The organism is Flavobacterium taihuense (assembly GCF_019351435.1).
GTDB classification, from domain to species: Bacteria; Bacteroidota; Bacteroidia; order Flavobacteriales; family Flavobacteriaceae; genus Flavobacterium; species Flavobacterium taihuense.
The window spans coordinates 213,486-237,182 of record NZ_JAHWYN010000004.1; the positions used below are offsets into that span (position 1 = coordinate 213,486).

Annotated in this window: 22 protein-coding genes; 5 read left to right on the forward strand and 17 right to left on the reverse strand. The window is 31.8% G+C overall.

The window, feature by feature from the left end:
• The first annotated feature begins 179 nt into the window (after positions 1-179).
• Positions 180-1,289, forward strand: a complete 1,110-nt coding sequence (locus tag KZH69_RS06225; RefSeq protein WP_219316583.1) for a lactonase family protein — start codon at positions 180-182, stop codon at positions 1,287-1,289.
• Between the two features lie 108 nt (positions 1,290-1,397).
• On the opposite strand, the gene KZH69_RS06230 is transcribed toward KZH69_RS06225, so the two are convergent.
• From KZH69_RS06230 to KZH69_RS06270, 9 genes are all read right to left on the reverse strand, one after another.
• The gene (locus KZH69_RS06230) at positions 1,398-2,747 is read right to left on the reverse strand and encodes a DEAD/DEAH box helicase (protein WP_219316584.1); all 1,350 of its coding nucleotides are present in this window, start codon (positions 2,745-2,747) and stop codon (positions 1,398-1,400) included.
• A gap of 261 nt (positions 2,748-3,008) precedes the next feature.
• Positions 3,009-3,431, reverse strand: coding sequence for a response regulator transcription factor (locus KZH69_RS06235; protein WP_219316585.1), 423 nt, complete (start codon positions 3,429-3,431; stop codon positions 3,009-3,011).
• Between the two features lie 669 nt (positions 3,432-4,100).
• The gene (locus tag KZH69_RS06240; RefSeq protein WP_255557660.1) at positions 4,101-5,771 is read right to left on the reverse strand and encodes a glycoside hydrolase family 20 protein; all 1,671 of its coding nucleotides are present in this window, start codon (positions 5,769-5,771) and stop codon (positions 4,101-4,103) included.
• Positions 5,772-6,089: 318 nt separating this feature from the next.
• Complete coding sequence (locus KZH69_RS06245; protein WP_219316587.1) at positions 6,090-6,266, reverse strand: hypothetical protein; 177 nt, start codon at positions 6,264-6,266, stop codon at positions 6,090-6,092.
• A 284-nt stretch (positions 6,267-6,550) separates the two neighbouring features.
• Positions 6,551-7,822 (reverse strand): YaiO family outer membrane beta-barrel protein, encoded by a 1,272-nt coding sequence (locus tag KZH69_RS06250; RefSeq protein WP_219316588.1) that lies wholly within the window; start codon positions 7,820-7,822, stop codon positions 6,551-6,553.
• Between the two features lie 43 nt (positions 7,823-7,865).
• Entirely contained in the window at positions 7,866-9,296 is a 1,431-nt protein-coding gene (locus KZH69_RS06255; RefSeq protein WP_219316589.1) for a glycosyltransferase family 2 protein, read from the reverse strand.
• Positions 9,296-10,357, reverse strand: a complete 1,062-nt coding sequence (locus KZH69_RS06260; RefSeq protein WP_219316590.1) for a HEAT repeat domain-containing protein — start codon at positions 10,355-10,357, stop codon at positions 9,296-9,298. Before KZH69_RS06260 ends, KZH69_RS06255 begins: the two co-directional genes overlap by 1 nt.
• Before the next feature lie 266 nt (positions 10,358-10,623).
• On the reverse strand, positions 10,624-11,388 hold the full coding sequence (locus tag KZH69_RS06265; RefSeq protein WP_219316591.1) for a TIGR02757 family protein: 765 nt from the start codon (positions 11,386-11,388) through the stop codon (positions 10,624-10,626).
• A 58-nt stretch (positions 11,389-11,446) separates the two neighbouring features.
• Positions 11,447-12,142: an ABC transporter ATP-binding protein gene (locus tag KZH69_RS06270; RefSeq protein ID WP_219316676.1), complete on the reverse strand. Its 696-nt coding sequence runs from the start codon at positions 12,140-12,142 to the stop codon at positions 11,447-11,449.
• A gap of 146 nt (positions 12,143-12,288) precedes the next feature.
• Between KZH69_RS06270 and folE the strand changes: the two genes are divergently transcribed.
• On the forward strand, positions 12,289-12,960 hold the full coding sequence (folE, locus tag KZH69_RS06275; RefSeq protein WP_219316592.1) for a GTP cyclohydrolase I FolE: 672 nt from the start codon (positions 12,289-12,291) through the stop codon (positions 12,958-12,960).
• A 41-nt stretch (positions 12,961-13,001) separates the two neighbouring features.
• Positions 13,002-13,340, forward strand: a complete 339-nt coding sequence (locus tag KZH69_RS06280; protein ID WP_219316593.1) for a hypothetical protein — start codon at positions 13,002-13,004, stop codon at positions 13,338-13,340.
• 40 nt (positions 13,341-13,380) lie between these two features.
• On the opposite strand, the gene KZH69_RS06285 is transcribed toward KZH69_RS06280, so the two are convergent.
• The 7 genes from KZH69_RS06285 to KZH69_RS06315 all read right to left on the reverse strand — a co-directional run bounded on the left by KZH69_RS06285 (position 13,381) and on the right by KZH69_RS06315 (position 21,102).
• Complete coding sequence (locus KZH69_RS06285; RefSeq protein ID WP_219316594.1) at positions 13,381-13,686, reverse strand: DUF6787 family protein; 306 nt, start codon at positions 13,684-13,686, stop codon at positions 13,381-13,383.
• A 106-nt stretch (positions 13,687-13,792) separates the two neighbouring features.
• Positions 13,793-15,907, reverse strand: a complete 2,115-nt coding sequence (locus KZH69_RS06290; RefSeq protein WP_219316595.1) for an ATP-binding protein — start codon at positions 15,905-15,907, stop codon at positions 13,793-13,795.
• Positions 15,908-16,380: 473 nt separating this feature from the next.
• Positions 16,381-16,812 (reverse strand): DUF6146 family protein, encoded by a 432-nt coding sequence (locus tag KZH69_RS06295; RefSeq protein ID WP_219316596.1) that lies wholly within the window; start codon positions 16,810-16,812, stop codon positions 16,381-16,383.
• A gap of 275 nt (positions 16,813-17,087) precedes the next feature.
• Positions 17,088-17,645 (reverse strand): DUF937 domain-containing protein, encoded by a 558-nt coding sequence (locus KZH69_RS06300; RefSeq protein ID WP_219316597.1) that lies wholly within the window; start codon positions 17,643-17,645, stop codon positions 17,088-17,090.
• Between the two features lie 105 nt (positions 17,646-17,750).
• Positions 17,751-18,716 (reverse strand): D-2-hydroxyacid dehydrogenase, encoded by a 966-nt coding sequence (locus tag KZH69_RS06305; protein ID WP_219316598.1) that lies wholly within the window; start codon positions 18,714-18,716, stop codon positions 17,751-17,753.
• Positions 18,717-18,779: 63 nt separating this feature from the next.
• Entirely contained in the window at positions 18,780-19,850 is a 1,071-nt protein-coding gene (gene serC, locus KZH69_RS06310) for a 3-phosphoserine/phosphohydroxythreonine transaminase (protein ID WP_219316599.1), read from the reverse strand.
• Between the two features lie 193 nt (positions 19,851-20,043).
• Positions 20,044-21,102: an acyl-CoA reductase gene (locus tag KZH69_RS06315; protein ID WP_219316600.1), complete on the reverse strand. Its 1,059-nt coding sequence runs from the start codon at positions 21,100-21,102 to the stop codon at positions 20,044-20,046.
• 146 nt (positions 21,103-21,248) lie between these two features.
• Here KZH69_RS06315 and KZH69_RS06320 point away from each other — a divergent pair, with 146 nt between their 5' ends.
• Positions 21,249-21,599, forward strand: coding sequence for a 4Fe-4S dicluster domain-containing protein (locus KZH69_RS06320; protein ID WP_173503964.1), 351 nt, complete (start codon positions 21,249-21,251; stop codon positions 21,597-21,599).
• A gap of 148 nt (positions 21,600-21,747) precedes the next feature.
• Positions 21,748-22,911 carry a hypothetical protein gene (locus tag KZH69_RS06325; RefSeq protein WP_219316601.1) on the forward strand — a complete coding sequence of 388 codons (1,164 nt, stop codon included), beginning with the start codon at positions 21,748-21,750 and terminating at the stop codon, positions 22,909-22,911.
• Here KZH69_RS06325 and KZH69_RS06330 read toward each other — a convergent pair.
• Entirely contained in the window at positions 22,895-23,641 is a 747-nt protein-coding gene (locus tag KZH69_RS06330; RefSeq protein ID WP_219316602.1) for a class I SAM-dependent DNA methyltransferase, read from the reverse strand. The genes KZH69_RS06325 and KZH69_RS06330 overlap by 17 nt on opposite strands.
• Positions 23,642-23,697 lie beyond the last annotated feature (56 nt).

The following is a 23,697-nucleotide window of genomic DNA, read 5'->3' on the forward strand; positions in this document are numbered from 1 at the left end:
CTGAGATTTTGTTTGCTTCACAGGATTTTATGACAATGGAGTTCGTTGAATTTTGTGAGTCAAAAATACAAATTTGTTGGCAGTTTCTTACGATGTTATGATTATTTTTCAAAACAGGAAACAAATAGGGTAATTCTGAAAGAAAATAAGTATTTTAGCTATTCTGAAAATTATAAAACATGAAAAAAGTTTATTTATTTCTTTTATTAATTGGGACAATAGCTTCAATACAAGCACAAAAAAATAAAGTCAATCTTATTGTAGGTACTTATACCAATTCTTGTAGTAGCAGAGGTATTTATGTTTATGAGTTTGATACTAATAACGCTCAAATAAGATTAAAAAAATCGTCTGATAGTATTGTTAATCCTAGTTATGTATCGCTTTCAAAGGATGAGAAATTTATTTATGCAGTAAATGAAAATGGAGGAGAAAGTACTGTAAGTTCATTTGCTTTCGACCGAGTAAACGGAAAACCTAGCCTTATTAATGCTGTTAGTTCCAAAGGAGCGGATCCTTGTTACCTTATTAATGACGATAACAATGTGATAGTTGCCAATTATTCTGGCGGAAATATTGCAGTTTTTGGTAAAAAAGCGGATGGCAGTATCACCGAGGCCAAGCAAGTAATTCAACATTATGGAAAAGGGATAAATGCGCAAAGACAAGAAAAACCGCATGTTCATATGGTTCATTTTTCACCAGATAAAAAATATGTTTTAAGCAATGATTTAGGAACCGATAAAATATATGTTTATGATTACAATCCGACAGCAGCTACTGAAGTTTTAAAGTTAAAAGATAGTGTGTCTGTAAAAGCGGGAAGTGGTCCAAGACATTTGACATTTAGCAAGAAAGGAAAATATGTTTATCTATTGCAAGAATTAGACGGTTCACTGACCACTTTTAGTTATGCAAACGGAAAGCTAACCCAAATGAATGAAACGACTATTTTGGCTAAAGATTATAAAGGAACTTTTAGCTCGGCTGATATTCATGTTTCCCCAAGTGGTAAATTTTTATATGCTTCGAATAGAGGGGAAGCCAATACGATTTCTGTTTTTAAAATTTTAGGAAAAGGAAAATTACAATTAAAAGGTCAAACAAGTACTTTGGGTAAAGGACCAAGAAATTTTGCTATAGATCCAACTGGAAAGTTTCTTTTGGTTGCACATCAGTATACGAATGATGTTGTCATTTTTAAGATTAATAAAAGAAAAGGAACCTTAAAAAACACTGGAAAAAAATTTGATTTATGTTCTCCAGTATGTTTGGTGTTTGCAAAGTAAAAAAGTGTTCAGTGCTAAGTTTAGTATTCAGTAAATACTTTTTCTCATAAGAATAGCCCATGGTTTTTGAACCATGGGCTATTTGTATAATTTACCAAAAACTAAAAACTATTTTTTGTCCTTGCGTTTTTTTGCTTGATTTTTAAGCATATTTCTATTTACTGAACCATGTGTTTTTTTCTTGGTTACACCAGGCCCACCCAAATTGATTTTTTTGTTCTTTTTACTTTTTTCGTGAAAAGCACCATCACCTTCCAGTTTTTGTTTTTTCATCAAAAACTTAATAGGTTGTCTGTCTTTTTCAGGTTCAATCAGTTTAGCCGAAACTTCCACTTCTTCTGGAAATGCTTCAATAGATAATTCCATATCCATTAAAATTTCAATCGCTATTTTTGATTCTTCTTCACGAGGAGTGATAAGACTTATAGCGGTACCTGTAGCATCCGCACGACCTGTTCTACCGATTCTGTGCATGTACAACTCCGGTAATTCGGGCATCTCGAAGTTGATTACGTGTGTAATATTCGAAATATCCAAACCTCTAGCCATAATATCAGTGGTAATCAATCCTCGCAGATTCCCTTCTTGAAAGGAAGCCATGGTACTCAAACGGTAATTCTGTGATTTATTAGAGTGGATAACACCAAACTGACCTTCAAAATCTTCCTCTATGCGTTCATGAACCATATCAGATATCTTTTTGTTATTCACAAAGACCAAAACACGACTCATGTCTTCATTGGTATTCAATAAATGTTTGAGAAGATTGATTTTGGTATTGAAATTAGCAACTTGATACGAGATTTGTGTAATGTTTTCTAGAGGAGTTCCGGATGCTGAAAGCGTAACTTCTTCCGGATAATCGAAATAGTCATTCAAAATGGCATCAACTTCATCGGTCATAGTTGCCGAGAATAATATGTTTTGACGTTTTTTTGGCATCATTGCCAAAATGGCTGTCAATTGGGTGCGGAAACCTAAATTTAACATTTCGTCAAATTCATCGATAACCAATTTTTGCATTTCCTCAAAACGGATTACATTGTCCAATGTTAAATCCATGATCCTTCCGGGTGTTCCCACAAGAATGTCACAACCTTGATAAACAGTGGTCTTTTGGGTGTTGATGTTCACACCACCAAAAATCCCAACAGTACGAACCGACATGTATTTAGTTAATTTCTCCACTTCCTCAACAACCTGAACTACAAGTTCTCTGGTTGGTACCAGGATTACTATTTTTGGAGTATGACCTGGGGTGAACTTATATAATTTTAATAAAGGCAATAAATAGGCAAATGTTTTACCGGTACCAGTTTGTGCAATTCCCATCATATCACGACCAGACATTATCACAGAAAAAGTTTTTTCCTGAATAGGAGTTGGGGACGTAAAACCTAAATCATCTATTGCTTTTTGGACAGATTTAGGGAGATTGAATTGTTCGAAAGTGCTCATTGTATGTAAATTTTGTGCAAAGATAGGTTTTTTGAAACTAAGGATAGAAACGTCATACTAACTTTGATTGTATTTGATAAGGAATTGATTTGTAATCTTCTTGGGTTTTAGAGCAATCGAATCTTTTGAAAAAGCACTAAAGAAAGTTAAATGTAAAAATTAACAAACCTCTATTAGCCATTTTTGGAATAGCATATAGAGGTTTTTTTTATGGTATTAAATGAATACTTGAATTTGCTTTTTTATTTTTGGAGATTTCTTTTAAGCGCTTATACTTACTGAAACCTCTTTCGGTTTTATGCTGTGATTCTTTTTAGCAAATAGACGTTTTATTCTAAGGAGCAATTCATTTGGATTAAAAGGTTTAGAAACAAAATCATCCGCACCAAGATTAAACGCTTCGATTACAGTTCCTTCTTCTTCTCCTAATGAGGAAACCACAATTACAGGGATGTTTTCAAAAGCTTCTTTTGAATATCCTATAATTTCCAATCCAGAGCGAAAAGGAAGCATAATGTCAGTAATAATTAAGTCGGGGATAAGTACAGGTATCTTTTCTATAGCACTCAACCCATCTTTACATGAAGTTACTTGATATCCCTCTTTTTTAAGAATGAATTCAAGAATTTTAATCATTAATACATCATCCTCGGCAATTAATATTTTTAAATCTGAATTGTTCATTTTTTTTATTTTAATGGTTAATCAATCTTTAGAAGATCAATTGTTTTTTAAAATTTGATGTAATACTTAAAAATCTGTTGTATTGCATTTGCATTCTAATATCAACAACTGTGCCAAATGTTTTAAAAATCTTTTTTTAGAAACCTTAAGTGCTTGTGTATGAATAAATTATATTATTAAAATAATGTTAAGTTGGTTGGTTTAAGGCTTTTTGAATAATTTTCTTAATCGGGAGCCGTGATTTGATAATAGCGATTATCTAATGATTTTTTTGCCGTTATTTAGTTTTAAAGTGTTTATACTTTGATAGTGTGAAATTGCTACTTAAATAAAATTAGAATTTTGTAATTTGTTTTTTATAAGTGTTGATTTTATCGATTAAATGACTAATAATATCGATAAAAGTAAGTTTTTTTATTTTTTTGTACAAATTTATGGATAATAATATTTTGAAATTTTAAAATATTATTTAGCTTGTAACTGAACTCAGGTTAAAATTTTTTGCAGCGAAAGAATATTTAACTATTGTAGACTATTGTTTTAATTTGTTGGAGAATAAAACAAGTAAAAAAATCAGAAGGTACGGGTAGAAGTTGCTACACATCTTATTTTTAATATGAAAGATATTATTTACAAAACTGATTGGTTGTTTTAATTCAGGCTTATTCTTTAGTTGTTATACAACTCAATTTCATCAATCATTACCATTGGTTTTTTGTTTTTTCGTTTTCTCCAATATGGTAATTCTTTTAGATTTTCGACTTCAATTTTTAGGGTATCGTATCGGTTGAAGTTGTTCGATTTGAATTCCCAAATTTGTATACTAACTTCTAAATTTTTGGATAGCTTCTCGCTTTCTAGTTGAGTGATAAGTTGCCATTTGTCTTTTTCAAAACCATAAACACTAATTTTTTTTGGCGTAAAAATCCAGTGTCTTTGATCGCTAAGAGTATTGATGTTTATCGTGTTAAAATCCAATTTTTGGACATTAAGTTCAATTTCTGGATTAGTTCCGTACCAGTCAATCCAATTGATAGCGGGGTTCTTATATCCTCGAACACAGTCAACTAATCCATAACTTCCTTTGCCTTTGAATTCATCTGCTGGAGGAGTCAAAAAGTGAATTTCGTATTTTTCTCCCAGATGGTTGCAAGTGTTTTTTTCTATAGCTAACCATTCTTCATAATATTGATCAGGAGAAAGCCCGCCTTCGCTAAGCTCGTAAATTCCAAACTCATTACAATTTTTTGAAAAATTCAATACACGTTCTCTTAATAGTTTTCCTTGGTCTTCTTTGTTTTTGCCTGCAAACATTCCATGTTTGTCTTTGCCGTAAAATTTAGCTTGTTCAAAGTACACATATTCCAAAGCCAGTCTCAGTTTTAAAACTCTTTTTGCTAGAGTAGGATTATCTTTAACGGCTATTTCTGACTGGCTTATGATTTGGTCGTATTGATTCATGGCCTCGGGAGTGAGAAAAGTATTTCTGCTTTGAATGGGGTCTGAATAAATGTCTAGATAGCGATCGGTTTTCTCTTGGTATTGCGTCAGCAAATCTCTGTATTTCTTAACAAAAGGAGCTGCGTTTCCATAAAATCCATTTAGGAAATCATTGGTTGCAGCTTCTACATCCGTTTGGGTATCCCAAATTATTTTGAACAAAAGATATTGTCTTAATTCGTATAAATCTCCTGGCACATCGGCGTATCCTTGCACAAACAATCCTTTTACTTGATTTTGCTCATAGAGTTTAAAGTTTTTGGAAAAAGTTTGAAAATTTGGAAAAGGGGAGAGGTAATTAGTGAATTCTACTGTGTAATCCCACAAATACAAATGGGGTGTGGTTGTACTCCAATTGTTGAGTATGTTTAGAAAGTCTTTGTTGCTTGAAGATTCTGCAATGGCTTTACCGCGATTCATTTGTATAGGACAAAATAAAGTGTAAATATTGGGTTCTATTTTTAGGTTTACTGGAGCGCGATACGTATGAAGGTAGGCTAATGTGGTGATTTTGGTTTTCGGAAATTGAAAGGCAATTTTATTAAAGAAATAATAAAATGAACCTTGTGGGCCACCGCATTTTTCATTTAAGGTTTTGCATTTGTCACATTCGCAATAAACTGCGTCATCATTTTGGCTAATGGAGAAAAAGCTGGTATTGGGATTTTGGGCAATGATTTCGCTCATTTTTTTGGTTATAATTTCGACCACAGTATCATTCGACATGCACAACAATGATTCACTGTTTCGTTGGCCTTCATAAAGCGCAAAAAACTTAGGATTGGTTTTAAAATAGGTTGAAGCGCTCAATAATTTATAAAAGGAATGCCCCCCAGACAGCTAAATCGTTGATGTGCCAATCGAGTTTGTGCCAATCTCTAAGCGCTTCATCATAACAATCTAGGTAAAACAAAACTCGGTATTCAAAAGATGGTCTATATGTTTTATTGAAGTTTTTAGGGAACGAGACTTGTTTCAGTTTGGGTATAGAATTGTCTTTGGACGTATATTTTCTAAAACCCCAAGTTTCCAATAATGTGTAGACAGCATATCGTAACGTTTTTTCGTTTGTACCTATTAATTCTATATTTTTTTCATCGCTTTTGATGATTAAGGTATTTTCTTGGATTGTATTTTTATCGGTGGCTATTTCGAGAATTATTTTTCTTTTTTCTTTTTTTTTGCATTGTCAGTTTGGACAAAAAAAGGATTCTCAAATGCTTGATCTAAATAGGTTTTTAAAAGTGTTGCGGGTTTTTTGGTTTCTTCACTTGTGGAAACTATATTCACTTGCTTGTCTTTTGTATTTGCTAAATTAAGAGAGTTTTGAGCCATAATTTTGCAGTTAAAAAGGAATAAAAAAAGTGTAATAGCCTGAGAAATGTGTTTGATTTACAATTTATGTATTATTTTGTTCATTGGGATTATTCTATTTTTTGCTTAATTCCAGAATTTGTAATATTTGTTTTTAACTAGTTTTGTTTGTTGGTAATCGCTTGCGTGAGGGGTTGCAGTGGAGCTCTTTTTTTGAGCCCGTTTTTTCTACGGGATCAAAAAAAAGCGGGAACGTAAAACCCGACCCGTAATTTTTATGGAGGGTCACGCCCAAAATTGTATTTTTAAAATTGATATTGAAACATCATTGCAATTTCGGTTTCAATTTGTTTCAAGCCGGGAGCATATTCTTGATTGTTCACCGATAATTGTAATCCTGTAATGTAATGTTCTCCAAAGAGCCTGTAGTAACCACCACCAATTCTAAAGGAATCGAGTGATAGACGTTCTTGTATTTGCCCCAGAGTTGTTCGTTCGTCCGGTGATGTTCCGTATCCTGCAATTAATGTTAGGTAGTCAAATCGGGTGTTGAAATAATAGCGACTGGTCAATGTAAAAGCGGGATAAATGGTGCTGTTGTCAAATTGCAAATAGGATCTTAGGTTGATCCAATAAGAGCCTAAATATTTTCCAACTCCAACGACCGCTGTCGTGAAATTAGTTTGATCGGAATCAATATAGCGAAGACCTAAGTCACCTTCCCATCCTTTATTGAAATTGTGAAAAAAGGAATATCCGAGTCTTAATTTTGGGAATACGGGATCGCTGCTATAGCCACCGCCTATGTAGGAGTAACTTTTTTTGTTTGTAAAAAGGTAGGTTTCGGCTTCGTATTGTATACCATTAACTATGCTTTGACCATCGGCATATCGATTGGAATAATTGACTCTGGCAATAGCTGAGCCCCAATCGCGTTGCCTAATGTATTGTAAACTTCCAAAATGCCAAGGACCATATCCCGATCTGTTAAAAGAAGTGTAGTTGTAATTTATACCAATCCGATCCGATTTTAGTCGGCTGTCAGCAATGAAATAATGCAGTTTAAAATCAGAATCCTTTGGGTACATTGCTTGCATTTCTTTTAGGTATGCTTCGCTCTTTTCTTTTTCTCCCTGCAGTTCGTAAATAGAGAGTTTTTTGTATCGAAAATCTTTATTTCCGGGATGGGCTTCAATGGCTTTGTTAACCATAATTAGGGCCTCGGAATATTTTTTTTCTTCAATATCCATATTGATAAGGTAACCAAAAGCGTCCTCACAAATGGGATTTTTGTTGATGACATAGTTGTAATAGTAACGTGCGCTGTCTTTTACATTGGTCAATTGATAAATTCGGCCTGTCAATAAATGAAAATCTAAATAATCGGGAGCTAATTTCATTCCCAATGTGGTTTTCTTCAAAGCTGCCTCGTAATTTTTGTCTTTATTCACTTCTCGAATAGCTACCGTCAAAAGACTATCAACGTCTATTTTTTGGGCAAAAACGACATTGTTCTGTGTTATTCCGAATAGCAGGAAAAGGATAAGGAATGTTTTTATGTAGCGTCTATTTTTCATAATTAATTGTAGCGTTTTGAGTTTGCGATAAGCATTCTTTAAATTAATGTTTTGCTTTTTTTGCAGTTGAAAATCCTTGCCGTTGCATATTTCCCCAAGATTGTTCTTTTTGTCTGAAGAAATAATAGTACCCTTTTAATGAGGCGTATACATTTACTGGGTGATAGAAAAAAGGTTCTATGATTGCCATTAATACCAATGTAATAATTTCCTTGGTATTGGCATAATTTTTATAAATAACATCGTCTAATAGAATTGAGATAAACGTAATGATGAGATAGAATAAATAGACTACCAAGGATAGATAGAGGAAATTAATGTAATTTATATTCAGAATAAAAATGCCGAGAATCAAAATAATTACACCAGTTAATTCTAGAATAGGAATCAGAAATTCAAAGAAAAAGAAATAAGGAAATATTAGAAATCCGGTTTTGCCATATTTTGGATTGAAAAAAATGTTTTTATGTAAGTACAAGGTTTGAACCAATCCTCTTGCCCAACGCACGCGTTGACGAATCAAAACTTCCCTTGTAGCAGGTACTTCTGTCCAACATAAAGATTCTGGAATGTATTGAATTGAAAAAGGCAATTTGTTACCATACATGTATTTTCTCATTCGAGTAACCAATTCCATATCTTCCCCAAGTGATTTATGCCAATAACCTCCAGCTGCAATAGCAATTTCTTTGTCAAACATGCCTAATCCTCCCGAAACCAATAACAAACCATTAATTTGACTCCAAGCCATTCTGCCAAAAAGGAATGCACGAACATATTCTAATTCTTGAAACCTGGGATACCAATCTTTAGGGAAGTGTATTTTGACCAAAAAACCATCTTTTACTTCGCAAGAATTGGATATTCGGATTCCTGCGCCAGTTGCAATGACTCTTTTTTTAGCTTCTATAAAGGGTTTGGCTAATTTTATAATGGTATCGTTTTTTAGAATACAATCCACATCAGTGCATAAAAACAAAGGGTATTTGGTAGAATTTATTCCCGCATTGGCCGCATCCGCTTTACTTTTTGCATTTTCTTTGTCAACTACCAGTAGTCTGGAATAGAGTGGATTGGTAGATTTGTAATGTCCTTTTACTCGACTTGTTTTTATCTTTTCTTGGTAATAAAAATCAACTTTCACTAAATCGAACTCATTAATTAGTTTCTGTAAAGTATCATCAGTACTTCCATCATTTACCAATACGACCTCATATTTTGGATAAGTCAATGAGAGTAGCGATTTTACATTATTTACAACAGTGGCACCTTCGTTGAATGCTGGTGCAACAACTGAAACACCCGGGATATAATTGGATTTGATGATGACATTATTTGGGATATAATGTTTGGTGTTCAGGTACTTTTTTATGGCGTAATAGGATAACAACGCCAATATAATATAACAAACGATATAGGTAAAGGAAAATAAACCTATAAAAGTTGCATAAATATTTAGGAGGCTATTCAACATTATAAATATGGAGTTGTAACATGTTTTACCATTTTCTGTATATCTTCATTATCTAAAAAATGATTTTCAAAATAATAAGGATTTATGTTATTAAGGCAATAAACAGCATCCAGTTTGATGTTTTCAGCTGTTTTATTTTCTAATAATTGTGCAATAAAGTTCTGTGAATCGGTCATTCCAATTCCAGAGAGTGTATTAAAAATTTCCAGTTTATTTTTTGTGTCTTCAGATATAAATTGTTCAATTAAAGTGGATTCGGCTTCATAAATAAACAAAAATTTTACTGCTGTAATCGCTTCGTAACGAACGGATTTGTCATTATGTTTTAATAGTTCGACAATGGTTTTGTTTTCATTGGTATAATTGTAAAACATCATTAATTTAATACCTAATTTGATGATAGAAATATTGTCAGAAACAATCCATTGATGTAAATTACTTGGCATTTTTGTTTTTTTCTGGTGCAGAATATCCATAATATTGATTTCTTCGGCAATCGTAATTTGGTGTGAAAAATCAATTAGGGATTCTAATTTGTTTGGTTTTAATGAAATTAATGATAAAAAAGCACTGGACTTTACGCTTCTGTTTTTATGATTTAATAATGGAGTAATGAAATGGACACCTTTTTTATATTCTAAAGATTCCAATTGGTACATTCCTATGCATTTTAAATAAAATCTACGACTTTTTAAAAGCTTTTTAGTGTATTCGAATAGATTAAATTGTTCATATATGAAATGAAACGTTTTAGTGACGTCACCTTTTAGATTCAATTTTAAGAAAATGATTTCATTAAGAATTAATTTTTTGCACCATTTCTTTTCAAATGGAATTAATTTTTTGAATTGTTCAATTTCTGTTTTAAAAAGAGTTTCATCAAAAGGGGAAAAAATCATGTTGGTAAGAAAACTGTCGATTTCATTTTTTGCAGCCTCAAATTTGGGATAAAATAGATCGTATCTAAATCTGTTGATTATTAAAATGGCAATTAATAAGATAAAGCCACAAATTAATACAGGCAATACGATTAGGACAAAATAATAAATTAATACATCCATTAATAAAGATAATAAAGGGAGTGTTTTGGATACTATGACAAAAGATAAGCCAATGGTGAGTTTTAATTTTTTTTAATAAAAAAACATAGATAAAGATAATGATTATTCTAGATTTATTTTAAAAAAAGAATGTGTTATGAATTGAAAGAGAGGTGATTCGGAATGTAAGGAATAAAAAGAAGAATTTTTTTATTTTTTAACACTAAAAAGATTTACTCAAAAAAGGGATAGGCGGCAGAATAGAAGAGTATTTTCTGCTGGTCGTTTTAGAATCCCTCAAAAACGCCCAAACCAAATAATGCAAAATCATATTTTACGGGATCAGTAGGGTCAAGCTTCCTTAAATTTAAATCCAATTCGGTTAACGCTTTTCCATCATTTTGTTTTCGTTGTAAAAGCCCTAATTTGCGTGCTACATTACCGGAATGCACATCTAGCGGGCAGGAGAGAAGAGCGGGAGAAATTGATTTCCAAATTCCTAAATCTACTCCTTTGTTATCTTGACGACACATCCACCTTAAATACATGTTAATTCTCTTGGCAGCAGATCCTTTCAAAGGATCGGAAATGTGTTTTTGAGTTCGATTCAGATGTTGAATTTCAAAGAAATGTTTTTTGAGCTGGTGGATGCTATTTTGTAAATCATCACCTTTTATGTTTTGACTAAAAACAGTTTCTAATCCGCCATGATTTTGGTAAATGTGTTGTAACCCCTTTATAAAACCTATAAAATCTTGACCATTGAAAGTGCGATGAACAAAATTTTCTAATCGATCCAAATCAGTTTCTTGATGGGACATTACAAAATCATAGGGTGCATTGCCCATCAAATCCATCATTTTGTGTGCATTCTTGATAATCATTTTACGATTGCCCCACGAAATAGTTGCACTCAGGAATCCAGCAATTTCAATATCCTCCTTTTGAGTGAATAAATGCGGAATTTGTACAGGATCACTCTCGATAAAATCAGTATTGTTGTATAGTGCTACTTTCTCGTCTAGAAATGATTTGAGTTCATAGTCTGTCATGATTTGAAAATTGATGAGATTGATTTAATCTAATTTTTAACTTCGTTTCGAGAACTGATTACTGAGTGCTAATCTGCCCATCTATCATTACTAATTTTCTGTCGGCCATATTGGCCAATTCTTCATTATGGGTTACAATCACAAAAGTTTGTCCAAATTCATCACGAAGCTGAAAAAATAGTTGATGTAAATTTTCGGCAGAGTGAGTGTCCAGATTACCGGAAGGTTCATCGGCAAAAATTACATCAGGCTTGTTGATTAGTGCCCGTGCGACTGCAACACGTTGTTGTTCTCCTCCTGATAGTTCGTTTGGTTTATGGTGCATTCTGTGAGATAATCCTAAATAATCCAAAAGTTTTATGGCTTCTTTTTCGGTTTCAGCTTTCGATTTATTGGCAATAAAAGCTGGAATACTCACATTTTCCAAAGCAGTAAACTCTGGTAATAATTGATGAAATTGGAATATAAATCCCAAATTCGAGTTTCTAAATTTAGATAATGATTTGTCATTCATTTTCAAAATATCTTCGTTGTTTATGAACAATGAAGTCTCATTTTTAGAATTTTGATTTTCATCATTTTTTTTCGTTGGGCTAGGTTTATCCAATGTTCCAAGAATTTGCAAAAGTGTCGTTTTTCCTGCGCCAGAAGCTCCAACAATTGAAACAATTTCGCCTTTTTTGATGTGTAGATCAACCCCTTTTAATACTTCAAGTTGATCGTAATATTTATGTATGTTTTTTGCGTGTATCATTTCAAACTGTTTGTACAAAGAAACAAAGTATTTGCTAATTAATCTTACCATAGAAAATTTTTATGGTTTGATAAATTATAAATTATTGTTAAGATGTTATTTTTGTTTAATAAAAATGTAAATTTGTTAAACAAAAAAACAACATCATGTCCATACTGTTAGAAAATGAAATTTACGATTTGATAGGTGATAATCACCAAATGACATCAGCTGAAACTCCGATGAGAGAAGATGCATTTGTTAAAACTGATTTGCAAAAAATGGAGTCTATTCAGAAACACTTTCATAGTATTATGGAAGAAATGGGCATGGATATGACAGACGATAGTTTAAAAGGGACTCCTCATAGAGTAGCAAAAATGTTCATCCAAGAAATTTTTTCTGGATTGGACCCTAAGAATAAACCTAAAATTTCCGTTTTTGATAACAGTTATAATTATGATAAAATGCTGGTTGAAGCCAATATCAGTTTTAATTCAACTTGTGAACATCATTTTTTGCCAATTATAGGTAAAGCACATATTGGATATGTTTCCAGTGGTAAAGTTATTGGATTGTCAAAATTGAACCGAATTGTGGATTATTATTCAAGACGGCCTCAAGTTCAGGAAAGATTGATTATGCAAATTTTTAATGAGCTCAAAGCAGTATTGGAAACAGATAATGTTATTGTAGTTATGGAAGCCAAACATTTGTGTGTTTCTAGTCGTGGAATCAAAGATGAATCTAGTTTTACTTCAACAATACAATATGGAGGTATTTTTGACGAAAAAGAAAATAGAAATGATTTTTTCAATATGATAAATTCTGAGAAATAAACGGTTAGATTTGTATGTTTATACGAATCTAATTTGCTGATATGGAAAATGAAATAGAATTTATTGAGAATAAAAACATTAAAAGCAAGAAATTAATTTTAGGGATTTTGTTTGATGCCATCGGTTTGTTATCTTTCACTGTGCCTTTGTTAGGAGATTTTTCAGATGTTGTCTGGGCGCCACTAGGTGGTTTTTTGATGACCAAAATGTACAAGGGAAGAGTAGGGAAGGTAGCTGGAATTTTGACTTTTGTTGAAGAAATATTGCCTTTTACGGATGTAGTGCCTTCATTTACGCTAACTTGGATTTATGTGTATTGGATAAAAAGAATTGACAATGACAATGTTAATATCGATGGCAAGAAAAAAATAGAAAATTGAGGCTAGAATATGGCCAAACTCATAATTCAAAAGCAAAATATTACTTCTGCTCTTTAAACAAAAATCCCAAACCCATAGCTTTTAGCATTTTTTTTTCGAATGCCCAAAAGAATTTAAATTGTCCGAATAGAAAACCAATAGTAACCAATAAAATTTGGTAAATAGGGAAAATTAATAATAATCTAACAGGCGTGTACCAATGCCCTAATTCGTCTTTGGCTATTCCCAACCAAACACAGATTGGTTTGGATAAATAGGCTGACCCAGAACCCGTAATAGCAAAAACAACAAAAACGATGACTAATTGCCAATTGGATGTTAATCCCCAACGTTGTTTTAATCCCATCGTTTTTTATTTATTCCTTTTTGCAAATATAGCTGGTTTTAATGTTTGAATTTAGTCTGATTCTTATTTATTTTATATAATTTCGATTGGCACTACTGCTACTCTTTTAATGCTTTTTGTTTTTTAAAATATCATCAATGAGCTCGTATAATCGTTCTCGATTTATTGGTTTTGTAATGTAATCAGTGAAACCAGCCTTAAAAATTCTTTCTTTGTCTTCATTAGATGAGAATGCTGTTTGAGCAATTATTGGAAGATTAGGTCTTATGGGAGCTATTTTTTCCAAAGCTTCAAATCCATCCATAATTGGCATTTTTATATCCATTAAAACCAGATCTATATTGGGATTTTCAAGGCAAATGTTTACTGCTTCTTGGCCATTAACGGCACGAATTATTTTGTAATTTTTAGATTTCATTATTTTTTGAAACAGCAAGAAGTTGATGTTGTCGTCCTCTGCAATCAGTAGTGTTCCTTCTTCATCCCCTTTGTCAATTGTTTTTTGATTAACAGGCTGAACAGTAATTTTTAGAGTTTTGATGTATTCTAGAGGAATTGTAAAGTAGAACTCGGATCCTTTTCCAAGTTGTGATTCTAATGAAATAGTTCCTCCCAACATTTCGACATAGGCTTTTGAAATTGCAAGGCCAAGGCCTAGTCCTCCTATTTTAATTGTATGATCACCACCCACTCTTCTAAAACGGTCAAAGATGTATTGCTGATTGTTTTTTTCAATCCCTAAACCAGTATCTTTTACTTTGAATCTGATGTGTTGATTTTGTTCATCTATTTCATATCCAAATGATACAGCCCCCTGTTCAGTGAATTTTAGTGCGTTGGTTACCAGATTGGTAATTATTTGTTTTAGTTTTACTTCGTCGGTTTTTATAGGATGTTGCGCAGGTTTCTGACTTTCAATAATTTTGAAATCAATCTTTTTAACTTTTTTAGTTGTGATTTGAATACTTTCGTATAAATCATGAATACAAGTTTCTATGTTTACAGCGCTGTAATTGGGTTTTGTTTGATGGGATTCAATTTTAGACATTTCGATAAGATCGTCGATGATTGCAATTAAGTTTTTACCACTTTTGTCAACCACTGATAAATATTCTATTTGTTCTTCTTTCCCAACTTCGGTATTCATCAATAATTCAGTAAAACCAACGATTGCATTCATTGGTGTTCTTATTTCATGTGATAAATTAGATAGAAAAGAGGATTTTAATTTGTCATTCTCTTCGGCTTTTAATTTTTCTTTTATGAGTTCGTTTTTCTGCTTTTCGTTTATTTCAAATAGTTCGGCGATATGACCAAACTCATTTGATGTTTTTTTTAAGTCTTTTATTGATTTTTTATTACCAGTTTGAAGAACAGTTGCTATTAAATTTAAAGGATAAAAAACCCATTTTTTGGTATAAAACAGTGTTAGTATTAGATTAACAGCAAATACAAATATTATCAGATAAAAAACAGTTATTATTTTTTCAAAGTAAATTGCAAAAGGTCTTTTGAATCCTAAGGTAGAAACTACATCATTATTATAGTTTTTTAAAATTATGATGGTCTGTAGCTCATTTTTACTTTTTGGTTGAAAAGTATTGGTTTTATTTATATCAATTTCGGAGTCGGTTAATTTTTCTAATTGCGATATAAATTTTTTATTTAATAATCGCGTAATAAAATAATAACCAGAAGTTTTTGATTTATTTTTTGATGGATCATTAGTGGGATGGACAGTTGAACCAAAAACTTCTAAAATCCCTTCTTTTACAGGCATGTAAAATCGAATTACTTTTGATTTTTCTAGCGCTGTAAGTGCTTCTTTGGGTATGAAATTATTGGATTTAAAACCATCTGTACTTGTACTGTATAGGATTTTTTTATCGGTTCCATAAACGGCAGAGTAATCGCCATTATGGATAAGTAGTTCACTTGCAATATTTTCATCATACCATTTCTTGTTTTTTGTAGAAAAAAAAGAGACAAAATCATCCCAAAAGGAATCAATATTTAAGGCGGTTATAATGGATTGCGAATTGTAATTGAATAGTTTCTTTACTTCTTTACTATATTGTTCATCCGATTGTCTATAAACATTGTTTTCAACTTGTTTGGTATAAAAGAAAAGCGAAATATAAAGTAAAATAAAAAATACACTTGAGGATAAGATCAAAAACAATATTTTGGGGTAGGTATTTGTTATGGGGCTTTTTTTCATCACTGATTTTTTTTCACTTGTTTTAATCTTACTTTTATATGTTTTGCAATGAATAAGGAGTATTTTTTATATGTCTTTTGCAATTATTATGCCACAATTTTTTATTGAGATAATTATAAAGAGTTTTAGAAAATGGATTTGGTGATGATTAATGATTTTTTTTTTATTTTTTACAAAGTCGTACAATTGACTTTTGTAAAATGTGTTTTATGGGGGTATAAAACACGAATGAAAACTTTTTTATTAGTTAAAAATGAAATTACTATGAAATGTAAAAATAGCAATAAACAGTTAATAATAATTGTTTTAACAGTTGTTTGTGTAAAAATGATATTTTATGAATTTTAAAATGAGTTTTATTTTTTAATCGTTTTAAATTTTCCTTATAGATTTTTTATAATTGGAATGGTTTTATTATTGAAAGGACCAAGATTTTATTTTAGAATGTTTATCAAAGTGGGCCTTTGGAGGTTCTATCTTGGTGGGACATTTCCATATAGTTTTTGATGGTATTTGTTTTGGAAGTAGATCATATAATTGTAAATAAGGTAGTTAACTTCATAACCATAATTAATAGTTGGATTGTAATCGATAGACATTTCGTATAAACTTGGCGGATAGATTTGCGGTTGATGGACGCGATTATTCCATTCCAAAACATAAAAATTATTTTTGGTTTCTAAATATGTTTGTGAATAATATCCTCTTGGAAACGCGGTTGATTGTAACCAAATGTCAAAACCAGGTTCAATTATAATGACTTCATATTCCAGTTCTTTATTGGCTATTTTTATGGTGTCATTGCCTTCTGTTTTTTGTTTTTCGGAACTTGAAACATTAGATTTAGAAGTATTACATCCTATTACTGTCGAAAGAATGATCAATATGCAAATTAAATTTCTCATAATAACAGATGTTTGGATTTATCATAAAGCAGAAAAATTATAAGTGTAAGGATATTTAATTTGGTTACAAAAAATCAACTATATTATATAGTAAAGTTAATATTTTTGTATTGATTAATAGTGTTTTTATGCTTAAAATTAGTGGGGATTTATGACTTACCGAATAGGATTTGGTGCCAGTTTTGCTTCTTGTGGCTATATGTTTTTAATGTATAATAAAAAAGACATTTTCGAGATCGTAAATGTCTTTTTAAAATGTTAATTGATAGTTTATTCTATTTTCCGAAAAGCTTTCCCAATAAGCTTCCAATTCCGCCACTACTTTTACTAACTGCTATAGCATCATTCATATCTAGTTTACCATCTGCATTTTGGTCTAAACCAAATTGTGTTCCATATTTTGAAATAGCATCCATGATTCCAGATGTTTGCGCTCCTCCACCAGAAATAGTGCCAATTAAATCAGTAATTTGAAAACTATCATTAGGGTCATTGACTTTGTTTACTAGTCCACCTAGAATATTAGGAATCAGACTTTCGGATACTCCAGCTGCTGCGCTACTATTTAAACCAAATTTTTCTCCCAAACTTCCTGTAAGTTGTCGTGTGATTTGTTGAACAGCAGGATTCGTTGGGTTTTGAGCATTATTACCTTGCAGTAATCCAGCAAGTTTTTCGATACCTCCTTCGGAAGCCATTTTTTGTAGGCTCGAAAAGATAGTACTTTCAGCTTCTTTCATTACTGTTTCATTATGTTCATTTGGTACTGCATTGTTGTTTACAATTGCTTCTTGTCCAAACTGTTGTACTAATTGGGTTAATTGCTCAAACATAGGTTTTTAATTAAAAGTGATTTCAAATTTAATTAAAAAAAAGTGGTAATTTACTAATTGAAGTTAATAAATTACCACTATGTTGCTTAAAGTCAGCTTGTTGTTTTAGTTGACTAATGATTTGTTTAATAAACTAATAATTTGATGTGCGAGTTCAGTACCAATTCTATCTTGTGCTTCTATGGTCGCAGCACCAATATGTGGTGTTAATGATATCTTAGGATTCATCAAAATAGTAATTTCTGGGTTTGGTTCGTTTTCATAAACATCCAATCCGGCAAATAATACTTTTCCATTATCCAGTGCTTTTACTAATGCTACTTCATCAATAGCACCACCTCTGGCACAGTTTACGATTCCTACGCCATCTTTCATCATTTCCAATTCTTTTTCACCAATAACGTATTCATCTTGTGCAGGTACGTGTAGTGTAATAAAATCGGATTCCTTAAATAATGATTCTAAGGATTGAGAATGAAGAGCTATAGTGATAATTTGCCCATCAAAAAATGGAATTTTTATGTCTTTTTTCGGAATATGGGTATCGCTATAAATGACTTTCATTCCTAGCCCGACAGCCATTTTTGCGGTAGCTTGACCAATGCGTCCCATACCGATGATTCCAAGTGTTTTTCCTCTTAGTTCAATGCCATTTGCATAAGCTTTTTTCAAACTATCAAAGTTGATATCCCCTTCAAGAGGCATATTTCTATTGGAATCATGCAAAAATCGCACTCCTGTAAATAAATGGGCAAAAACCAATTCAGCCACAGATTCAGATGAAGAAGCAGGAGTATTTATGATGTGAATTCCTTTGCTTTTGGCATATTCAACATCAATATTATCCATCCCAACACCACCACGACCAATAATTTTAAGACCCGGACAAGCGTCAATTATATCCTTGCGAACCTTTGTGGCACTGCGAACCAATATGACACTTATATTATTTTTGTTCACAAAATTAGCCACTTGTTCCTGAGCTACTTTTGTAGTGATAACTTCAAATCCAGCCTTTTCTAAAGCTAAAATGCCGCTTTTTGAAATTCCGTCGTTTGCTAATATTTTCATTTGTCTGTTTTCTATTTTCTGCTATTTCTTTTTCTTTTTTATCTGAAAACTGCAATCTGTTTACTAAATACTTTTTTCAAGCTCTTTCATCACATCAACAAGAACTTGTACACTTTCCAAAGGAAGCGCATTGTACATTGACGCTCTGTAACCTCCAACCGAACGATGTCCTGGCAATCCTGAAATTCCAGCTTCTTTCCACATTTCATCAAATTTAGCTGCATGTGATTCATCGTTTAATAAAAAAGTTGCATTCATATTAGAACGATCTTCAACAGCAGCTGTTCCTCTGAACAATGGGTTTCTGTCTATTTCTGTGTAAAGTAAAGCCGCTTTAGCATCATTTATTTTTTCGATAGCCTCAATTCCTCCAAGGTTTTTCAGCCATTGTAAAGTTAATAATGAGGCATAAACAGGGAAAACAGGTGGTGTATTGTACATACTGTCGGCCTTGATGTGTTTGGCATAATCCAACATACTAGGAATAGTGCGACCTGTTTTACCAAGAACTTCCTCTTTGATTACCACCAAAGTAGTTCCGGCAGGACCCATGTTTTTTTGTGCGCCAGCGTAAATAATATCGAATTTTGAAAAATCCAATTTTCTGGAAAAAATATCAGAACTCATATCACATACAACAGGTATGTTTGTTGATGGGAATTCTTTCATTTGAGTTCCGAAAATTGTGTTATTACTCGTACAGTGAAAATAATCTGCATCAGCAGGTATCGTGTATCCTTTTGGGATATGGTTGTAATTTTGTTCTTTTGAAGATGCTACGACTGTAGTGTCTCCAAAGATTTTTGCCTCTTTTATAGCAGCTGAAGCCCAAGTTCCAGTATCTAAATAAGCTGCTTTTCCGTTTTCTTTCATTAAGTTGTAAGGAACCATCAAGAATTCTAAACTGGCACCTCCACCAAGGAACAGGGCTTGATATCCTTTTCCTGTTAGGTCTAAAAGTTCTAAAACTAAGGCTCTTGCTTCCTCCATTACGGTAACAAAATCTTTGCTACGATGCGAAATTTCTAAAAGGGATAAACCAGAATCATTAAAATTTAAAATGGCTTGTGCTGATTTTTCGAAAACTTCTTGTGGTAAAATGCAAGGTCCTGCGCTGTAGTTGTGTTTTTTCATGGTGTAGTTACTATTTGTTTTTTATTTGTTCCAATCTATTCTTTGGATGAAATCGCTAATTTTCATACTATTCAGAGATTAGGAATTATGGTCATTTCAAGATGTAATTGGTGTTGAAAAATTTAAAGTGCAAATTTCGGGAATAGGGGATTAAAAATCGTTAAATTATTCGCAATAATATAAAAGCATTGGGTTATATTGTTGACAAAAACGATATAGTATCAATATTGTCTGCGTAATCCCATAAATTTGGTTTTTGTGTGGTTCCAAAGTCAATGCTGTTTTTTACAAGATTATTACTCACAATGCATTGAATTTGATGACTTTCGTTTTCTAAACGTTCTTGTAAGTCTTTCAAATCTTCATAATATTCGTAAAAAACACTCGTAATTGGAGAACCATAACTGGAATCTTCTTTTATAGTCAAAAATCCATTGTCCAATAGTTTGAAATTACTCATCAGGAACACGGCTTTGTTGTAGTCGTAATTATTAGCATATTTCTCATAATGAATCACATCTTGGTATTCGAAAATAGCTTCAAAAAACGGTTCAAAGGAATAATCTTTCGGGACAAAAAGTTTGGAAACATTGCGACATCCTAAACCAAAATATCTAAAGATATCTTCGCCTAATGCCGTCATTTGCGCTTTGGTTTCTTTACCATTCAATATTGCAATTGAGTTTCTGTTTTTTCTAATTATTGATGGCTTATCTTTGAAATAGTATTCAAAATAGCGAGCTGTATTGTTGCTTCCTGTTGCAATAACGGCATCAAAACCTTCTAGTTTTCCTTCTACGAATGTGATTTTATTTTTCAATTCAGGTTCCGAAGCAATTAGATAATTAGCCAAAAAAGGCAAAAGATGTTGGTCGTTCGAAGACGTTTTTACTAAAACATCATGTCCCGTTATTAAAACCGATAAAAAATCATGAAATCCAACCAATGGAATATTTCCCGCCAATATCAAGGCTACTTTTTTAGGTTTTACTGCGCTAAAGTCGTAGTTGGAAAGCCATTGTGATAATTTTTTTTCGGTCAAGGCATCTGCCCAAGATTGTATGGAGAAATAAACTTGTTCTGGGGTGTACCAGCCATTATGTGATTGGGAAAGCTGAATTAAATCTATAAATTTTTCAAAAAATAAATCATTGCCAAATACAGTTTCATCCTTTGAACAATTCCCTTCTTTGAATTGCGCAAGAAATTTACCTAATTTAACAAATGTGTTTTTTTTTGTATCTAATGTCATAATGTTTGTTTATGAAAAGTTTTGATTGTAATTTTGCACAAAAATAAGCTTTTTATAAGCTTTAGGCAAAAGTTGTGTTCAGTATTCGTATTTCGTTTTATAGAACTTATAACTTTTGAACTTTCAACCCTAAAATAAAACAGAAAATGGCAATTATAATAACCGATGAATGCATAAATTGTGGAGCCTGTGAACCAGAGTGCCCAAATACAGCAATATATGAAGGAGCAGATGATTGGAGATATAAAGATGGTACAAAACTGAAAGGAAAAGTAATTTTGCCAGATGGTACAGAAGTGGATTCTGATGAGGCACAAACACCAATTTCTGATGAAATTTATTATATAGTTCCTGGTAAATGTACTGAATGTAAAGGATTTCATGATGAACCACAATGTGCTGCAGTTTGCCCTGTAGATTGTTGTATTCCTGATGACAATCATGTAGAGTCTGAAGAGACTTTGTTAAACAGACAAGCTTTCTTGCACAACGAATAGTGTATTTATAGTTTAAAGACATGCAAAACCTGTATTTTTATACAGGTTTTTTTGTTTGTAATGTTTTTTTAAAGTTGGGTTTTGTTAATTTTTTTTTCTATTTTTAGAAGAATATTTCTGAGTTTTTTTTCTTTAGTATTTAATGAATATGAAAAAAATCCTTTTTTTGATTCTGTTTTTTTTAAGTTTTAATGTTTTTTCACAAAATAATGAAAGAACATTGATATTATTGGATAGTGATTCTAATGTGCCAATTGAAGATGCTGTTGTTTTAGTTTTAAAAACGAAGCAAGTCTTGATGACTAATAAAGAAGGAACGGTAGTCTTTGAGCTGAAAGGAGGGTCTAATGTAAAAGTGACACATTCATCATATTTGCCACTCAACATAAAATGGGCTTCTTTAAATCAGCCTGAAAATATTATCTATTTAAAAAGTAAACTAAATAGACTTGATGATATAGTCATAACAAAACAGCACCCTCAAGAAATCGTTAAAGAGTTAGTTGATAATTCAATTAAAAGACTGAGTGTACCTGCTAGATTGAAAGCTTATTCAAGAGAGTTTTTTAAATTAAATGGAGCTTATGCCTATTTTAATGATGGGCTTATAAACTTTCAATTATATAGAGATCAAAAAAAGGTGAAATCGATTTTGTTAGTAGAACAGAATCGATCTTTTGGTTTAATAGACGATGAAATTAGTTCTGATCTTTTGGGGTATAACTTGAATGTGATGATGGAGAAGTATTATGTTTTCTCGGCTTTGAGACCATTATTGGATGTGAAGTCAAAAAAGAAATATTCTTTTATTGTAAAGGTATCTCCTGTAAATGAAGAGTATAATGAAATATTAGCAATCCCCGTAGAAGGTTCAGATGAGTTATTAGATGATTTTAAAATTGTTTACGATGTTAAAAGGAAATTGATAATTGAGGTAAATGCTGAAGTATCTGGTATTTCATTAGCAAAAGTCGAAGAAGAAACCAAGAAAGGTTCAAAAAATTTAATTAGGTCTGTGTTTAAAACCAATTATAGAATTGACTTAAATAATTATTATCTAGTTAGTTCAAAGGAAGAGATTAATTATGAAATTAATGCAGGTAATGAAATTAAAAACATAGAAGTATTGAATAATCTAGTAACGACTAATTTTAATATTCAAAATTTTACTTATAAGGAAAGTGATGTTTTTAAAGATAAAACACTTTTCAATATAAAAAACTCTATATTGACTGATTATTGGAATGTTTCTGGTTTGACTCCTACCGCTAAAGAATTAGAGATAATAAATAAAATTATAAATTCTTTTTAGCCACAATCACGTAAGTGTCATAAGCATATGTTTTTCTGTCTATTGTTTTGATGATTTCAAAATTGTTTAAGTATAGAAAAAGCTCTATTTCGTTTAATGTAAAAACCCGTACGGTAGAAAAATCATCCAGTAGAATTTCTTTGTCATTATCTACAATCTTGTAATATTGTGCACTCCAATTCAATAGGAAATTTTCCAGGGGAGTGGTTTTCCAATGGCTTTCTCGAATGTAATTTATTCCTTCATATGTTGCTTCATGGAGTATGGATTGATTTTCTTTGATGAAGGGAATGAATCGATTAGCATCAATAAAATCAAAAATAAAAACGCCGTTTTGATTTAAATTTTTATACACGGACTCAAAGGTGTCAAGTATGTCTTCATTGTTGATTAGATAGCTCGTGGATCTGCCTGTTATAATAATAGCGTCTACAGGGTTTTCTAGTTCAAAATTACGCATGTCACCATGTATAAAAAGACTATTCTTGTTTCTTTCCTGGGCAATTGCAATCATACTTTGGCTATAATCAAGACCTTTATAATCTTGATTGTTTTCTTGAAAACGTTTGGCTAAATTACCAGTACCACTTCCTATTTCAAGTATGGATGTACAATTTTTTTCTTTAATTAATTCATTGTAGAACTCATATTCCTCATCATAATTGATAAAGGTTTGGTACATGGCATCAAAAATAGCTGCCATTTTACCAGTATATAAATTATTTGCCATGATAGTTATATATTGTTGAGTATAAATTTAAGGAATTAAACGAAATAAAAAAAAGA

What these genes read in the sequence shown, in the direction of transcription:
- KZH69_RS06225 (WP_219316583.1), top strand. Translation starts at nt 180, where the DNA reads ATGAAAAAAGTTTATTTATTTCTTTTATTAATTGGGACAATAGCTTCA.
- KZH69_RS06230 (WP_219316584.1), bottom strand. Translation starts at nt 2,747, where the DNA reads ATGAGCACTTTCGAACAATTCAATCTCCCTAAATCTGTCCAAAAAGCA.
- KZH69_RS06235 (WP_219316585.1), bottom strand. Translation starts at nt 3,431, where the DNA reads ATGAACAATTCAGATTTAAAAATATTAATTGCCGAGGATGATGTATTA.
- KZH69_RS06245 (WP_219316587.1), bottom strand. Translation starts at nt 6,266, where the DNA reads ATGGCTCAAAACTCTCTTAATTTAGCAAATACAAAAGACAAGCAAGTG.
- KZH69_RS06250 (WP_219316588.1), bottom strand. Translation starts at nt 7,822, where the DNA reads ATGAAAAATAGACGCTACATAAAAACATTCCTTATCCTTTTCCTGCTA.
- KZH69_RS06255 (WP_219316589.1), bottom strand. Translation starts at nt 9,296, where the DNA reads ATGTTGAATAGCCTCCTAAATATTTATGCAACTTTTATAGGTTTATTT.
- KZH69_RS06260 (WP_219316590.1), bottom strand. Translation starts at nt 10,357, where the DNA reads ATGGATGTATTAATTTATTATTTTGTCCTAATCGTATTGCCTGTATTA.
- KZH69_RS06265 (WP_219316591.1), bottom strand. Translation starts at nt 11,388, where the DNA reads ATGACAGACTATGAACTCAAATCATTTCTAGACGAGAAAGTAGCACTA.
- KZH69_RS06270 (WP_219316676.1), bottom strand. Translation starts at nt 12,142, where the DNA reads ATGATACACGCAAAAAACATACATAAATATTACGATCAACTTGAAGTA.
- folE (WP_219316592.1), top strand. Translation starts at nt 12,289, where the DNA reads ATGTCCATACTGTTAGAAAATGAAATTTACGATTTGATAGGTGATAAT.
- KZH69_RS06280 (WP_219316593.1), top strand. Translation starts at nt 13,002, where the DNA reads ATGGAAAATGAAATAGAATTTATTGAGAATAAAAACATTAAAAGCAAG.
- KZH69_RS06285 (WP_219316594.1), bottom strand. Translation starts at nt 13,686, where the DNA reads ATGGGATTAAAACAACGTTGGGGATTAACATCCAATTGGCAATTAGTC.
- KZH69_RS06290 (WP_219316595.1), bottom strand. Translation starts at nt 15,907, where the DNA reads ATGAAAAAAAGCCCCATAACAAATACCTACCCCAAAATATTGTTTTTG.
- KZH69_RS06295 (WP_219316596.1), bottom strand. Translation starts at nt 16,812, where the DNA reads ATGAGAAATTTAATTTGCATATTGATCATTCTTTCGACAGTAATAGGA.
- KZH69_RS06300 (WP_219316597.1), bottom strand. Translation starts at nt 17,645, where the DNA reads ATGTTTGAGCAATTAACCCAATTAGTACAACAGTTTGGACAAGAAGCA.
- KZH69_RS06305 (WP_219316598.1), bottom strand. Translation starts at nt 18,716, where the DNA reads ATGAAAATATTAGCAAACGACGGAATTTCAAAAAGCGGCATTTTAGCT.
- serC (WP_219316599.1), bottom strand. Translation starts at nt 19,850, where the DNA reads ATGAAAAAACACAACTACAGCGCAGGACCTTGCATTTTACCACAAGAA.
- KZH69_RS06315 (WP_219316600.1), bottom strand. Translation starts at nt 21,102, where the DNA reads ATGACATTAGATACAAAAAAAAACACATTTGTTAAATTAGGTAAATTT.
- KZH69_RS06320 (WP_173503964.1), top strand. Translation starts at nt 21,249, where the DNA reads ATGGCAATTATAATAACCGATGAATGCATAAATTGTGGAGCCTGTGAA.
- KZH69_RS06325 (WP_219316601.1), top strand. Translation starts at nt 21,748, where the DNA reads ATGAAAAAAATCCTTTTTTTGATTCTGTTTTTTTTAAGTTTTAATGTT.
- KZH69_RS06330 (WP_219316602.1), bottom strand. Translation starts at nt 23,641, where the DNA reads ATGGCAAATAATTTATATACTGGTAAAATGGCAGCTATTTTTGATGCC.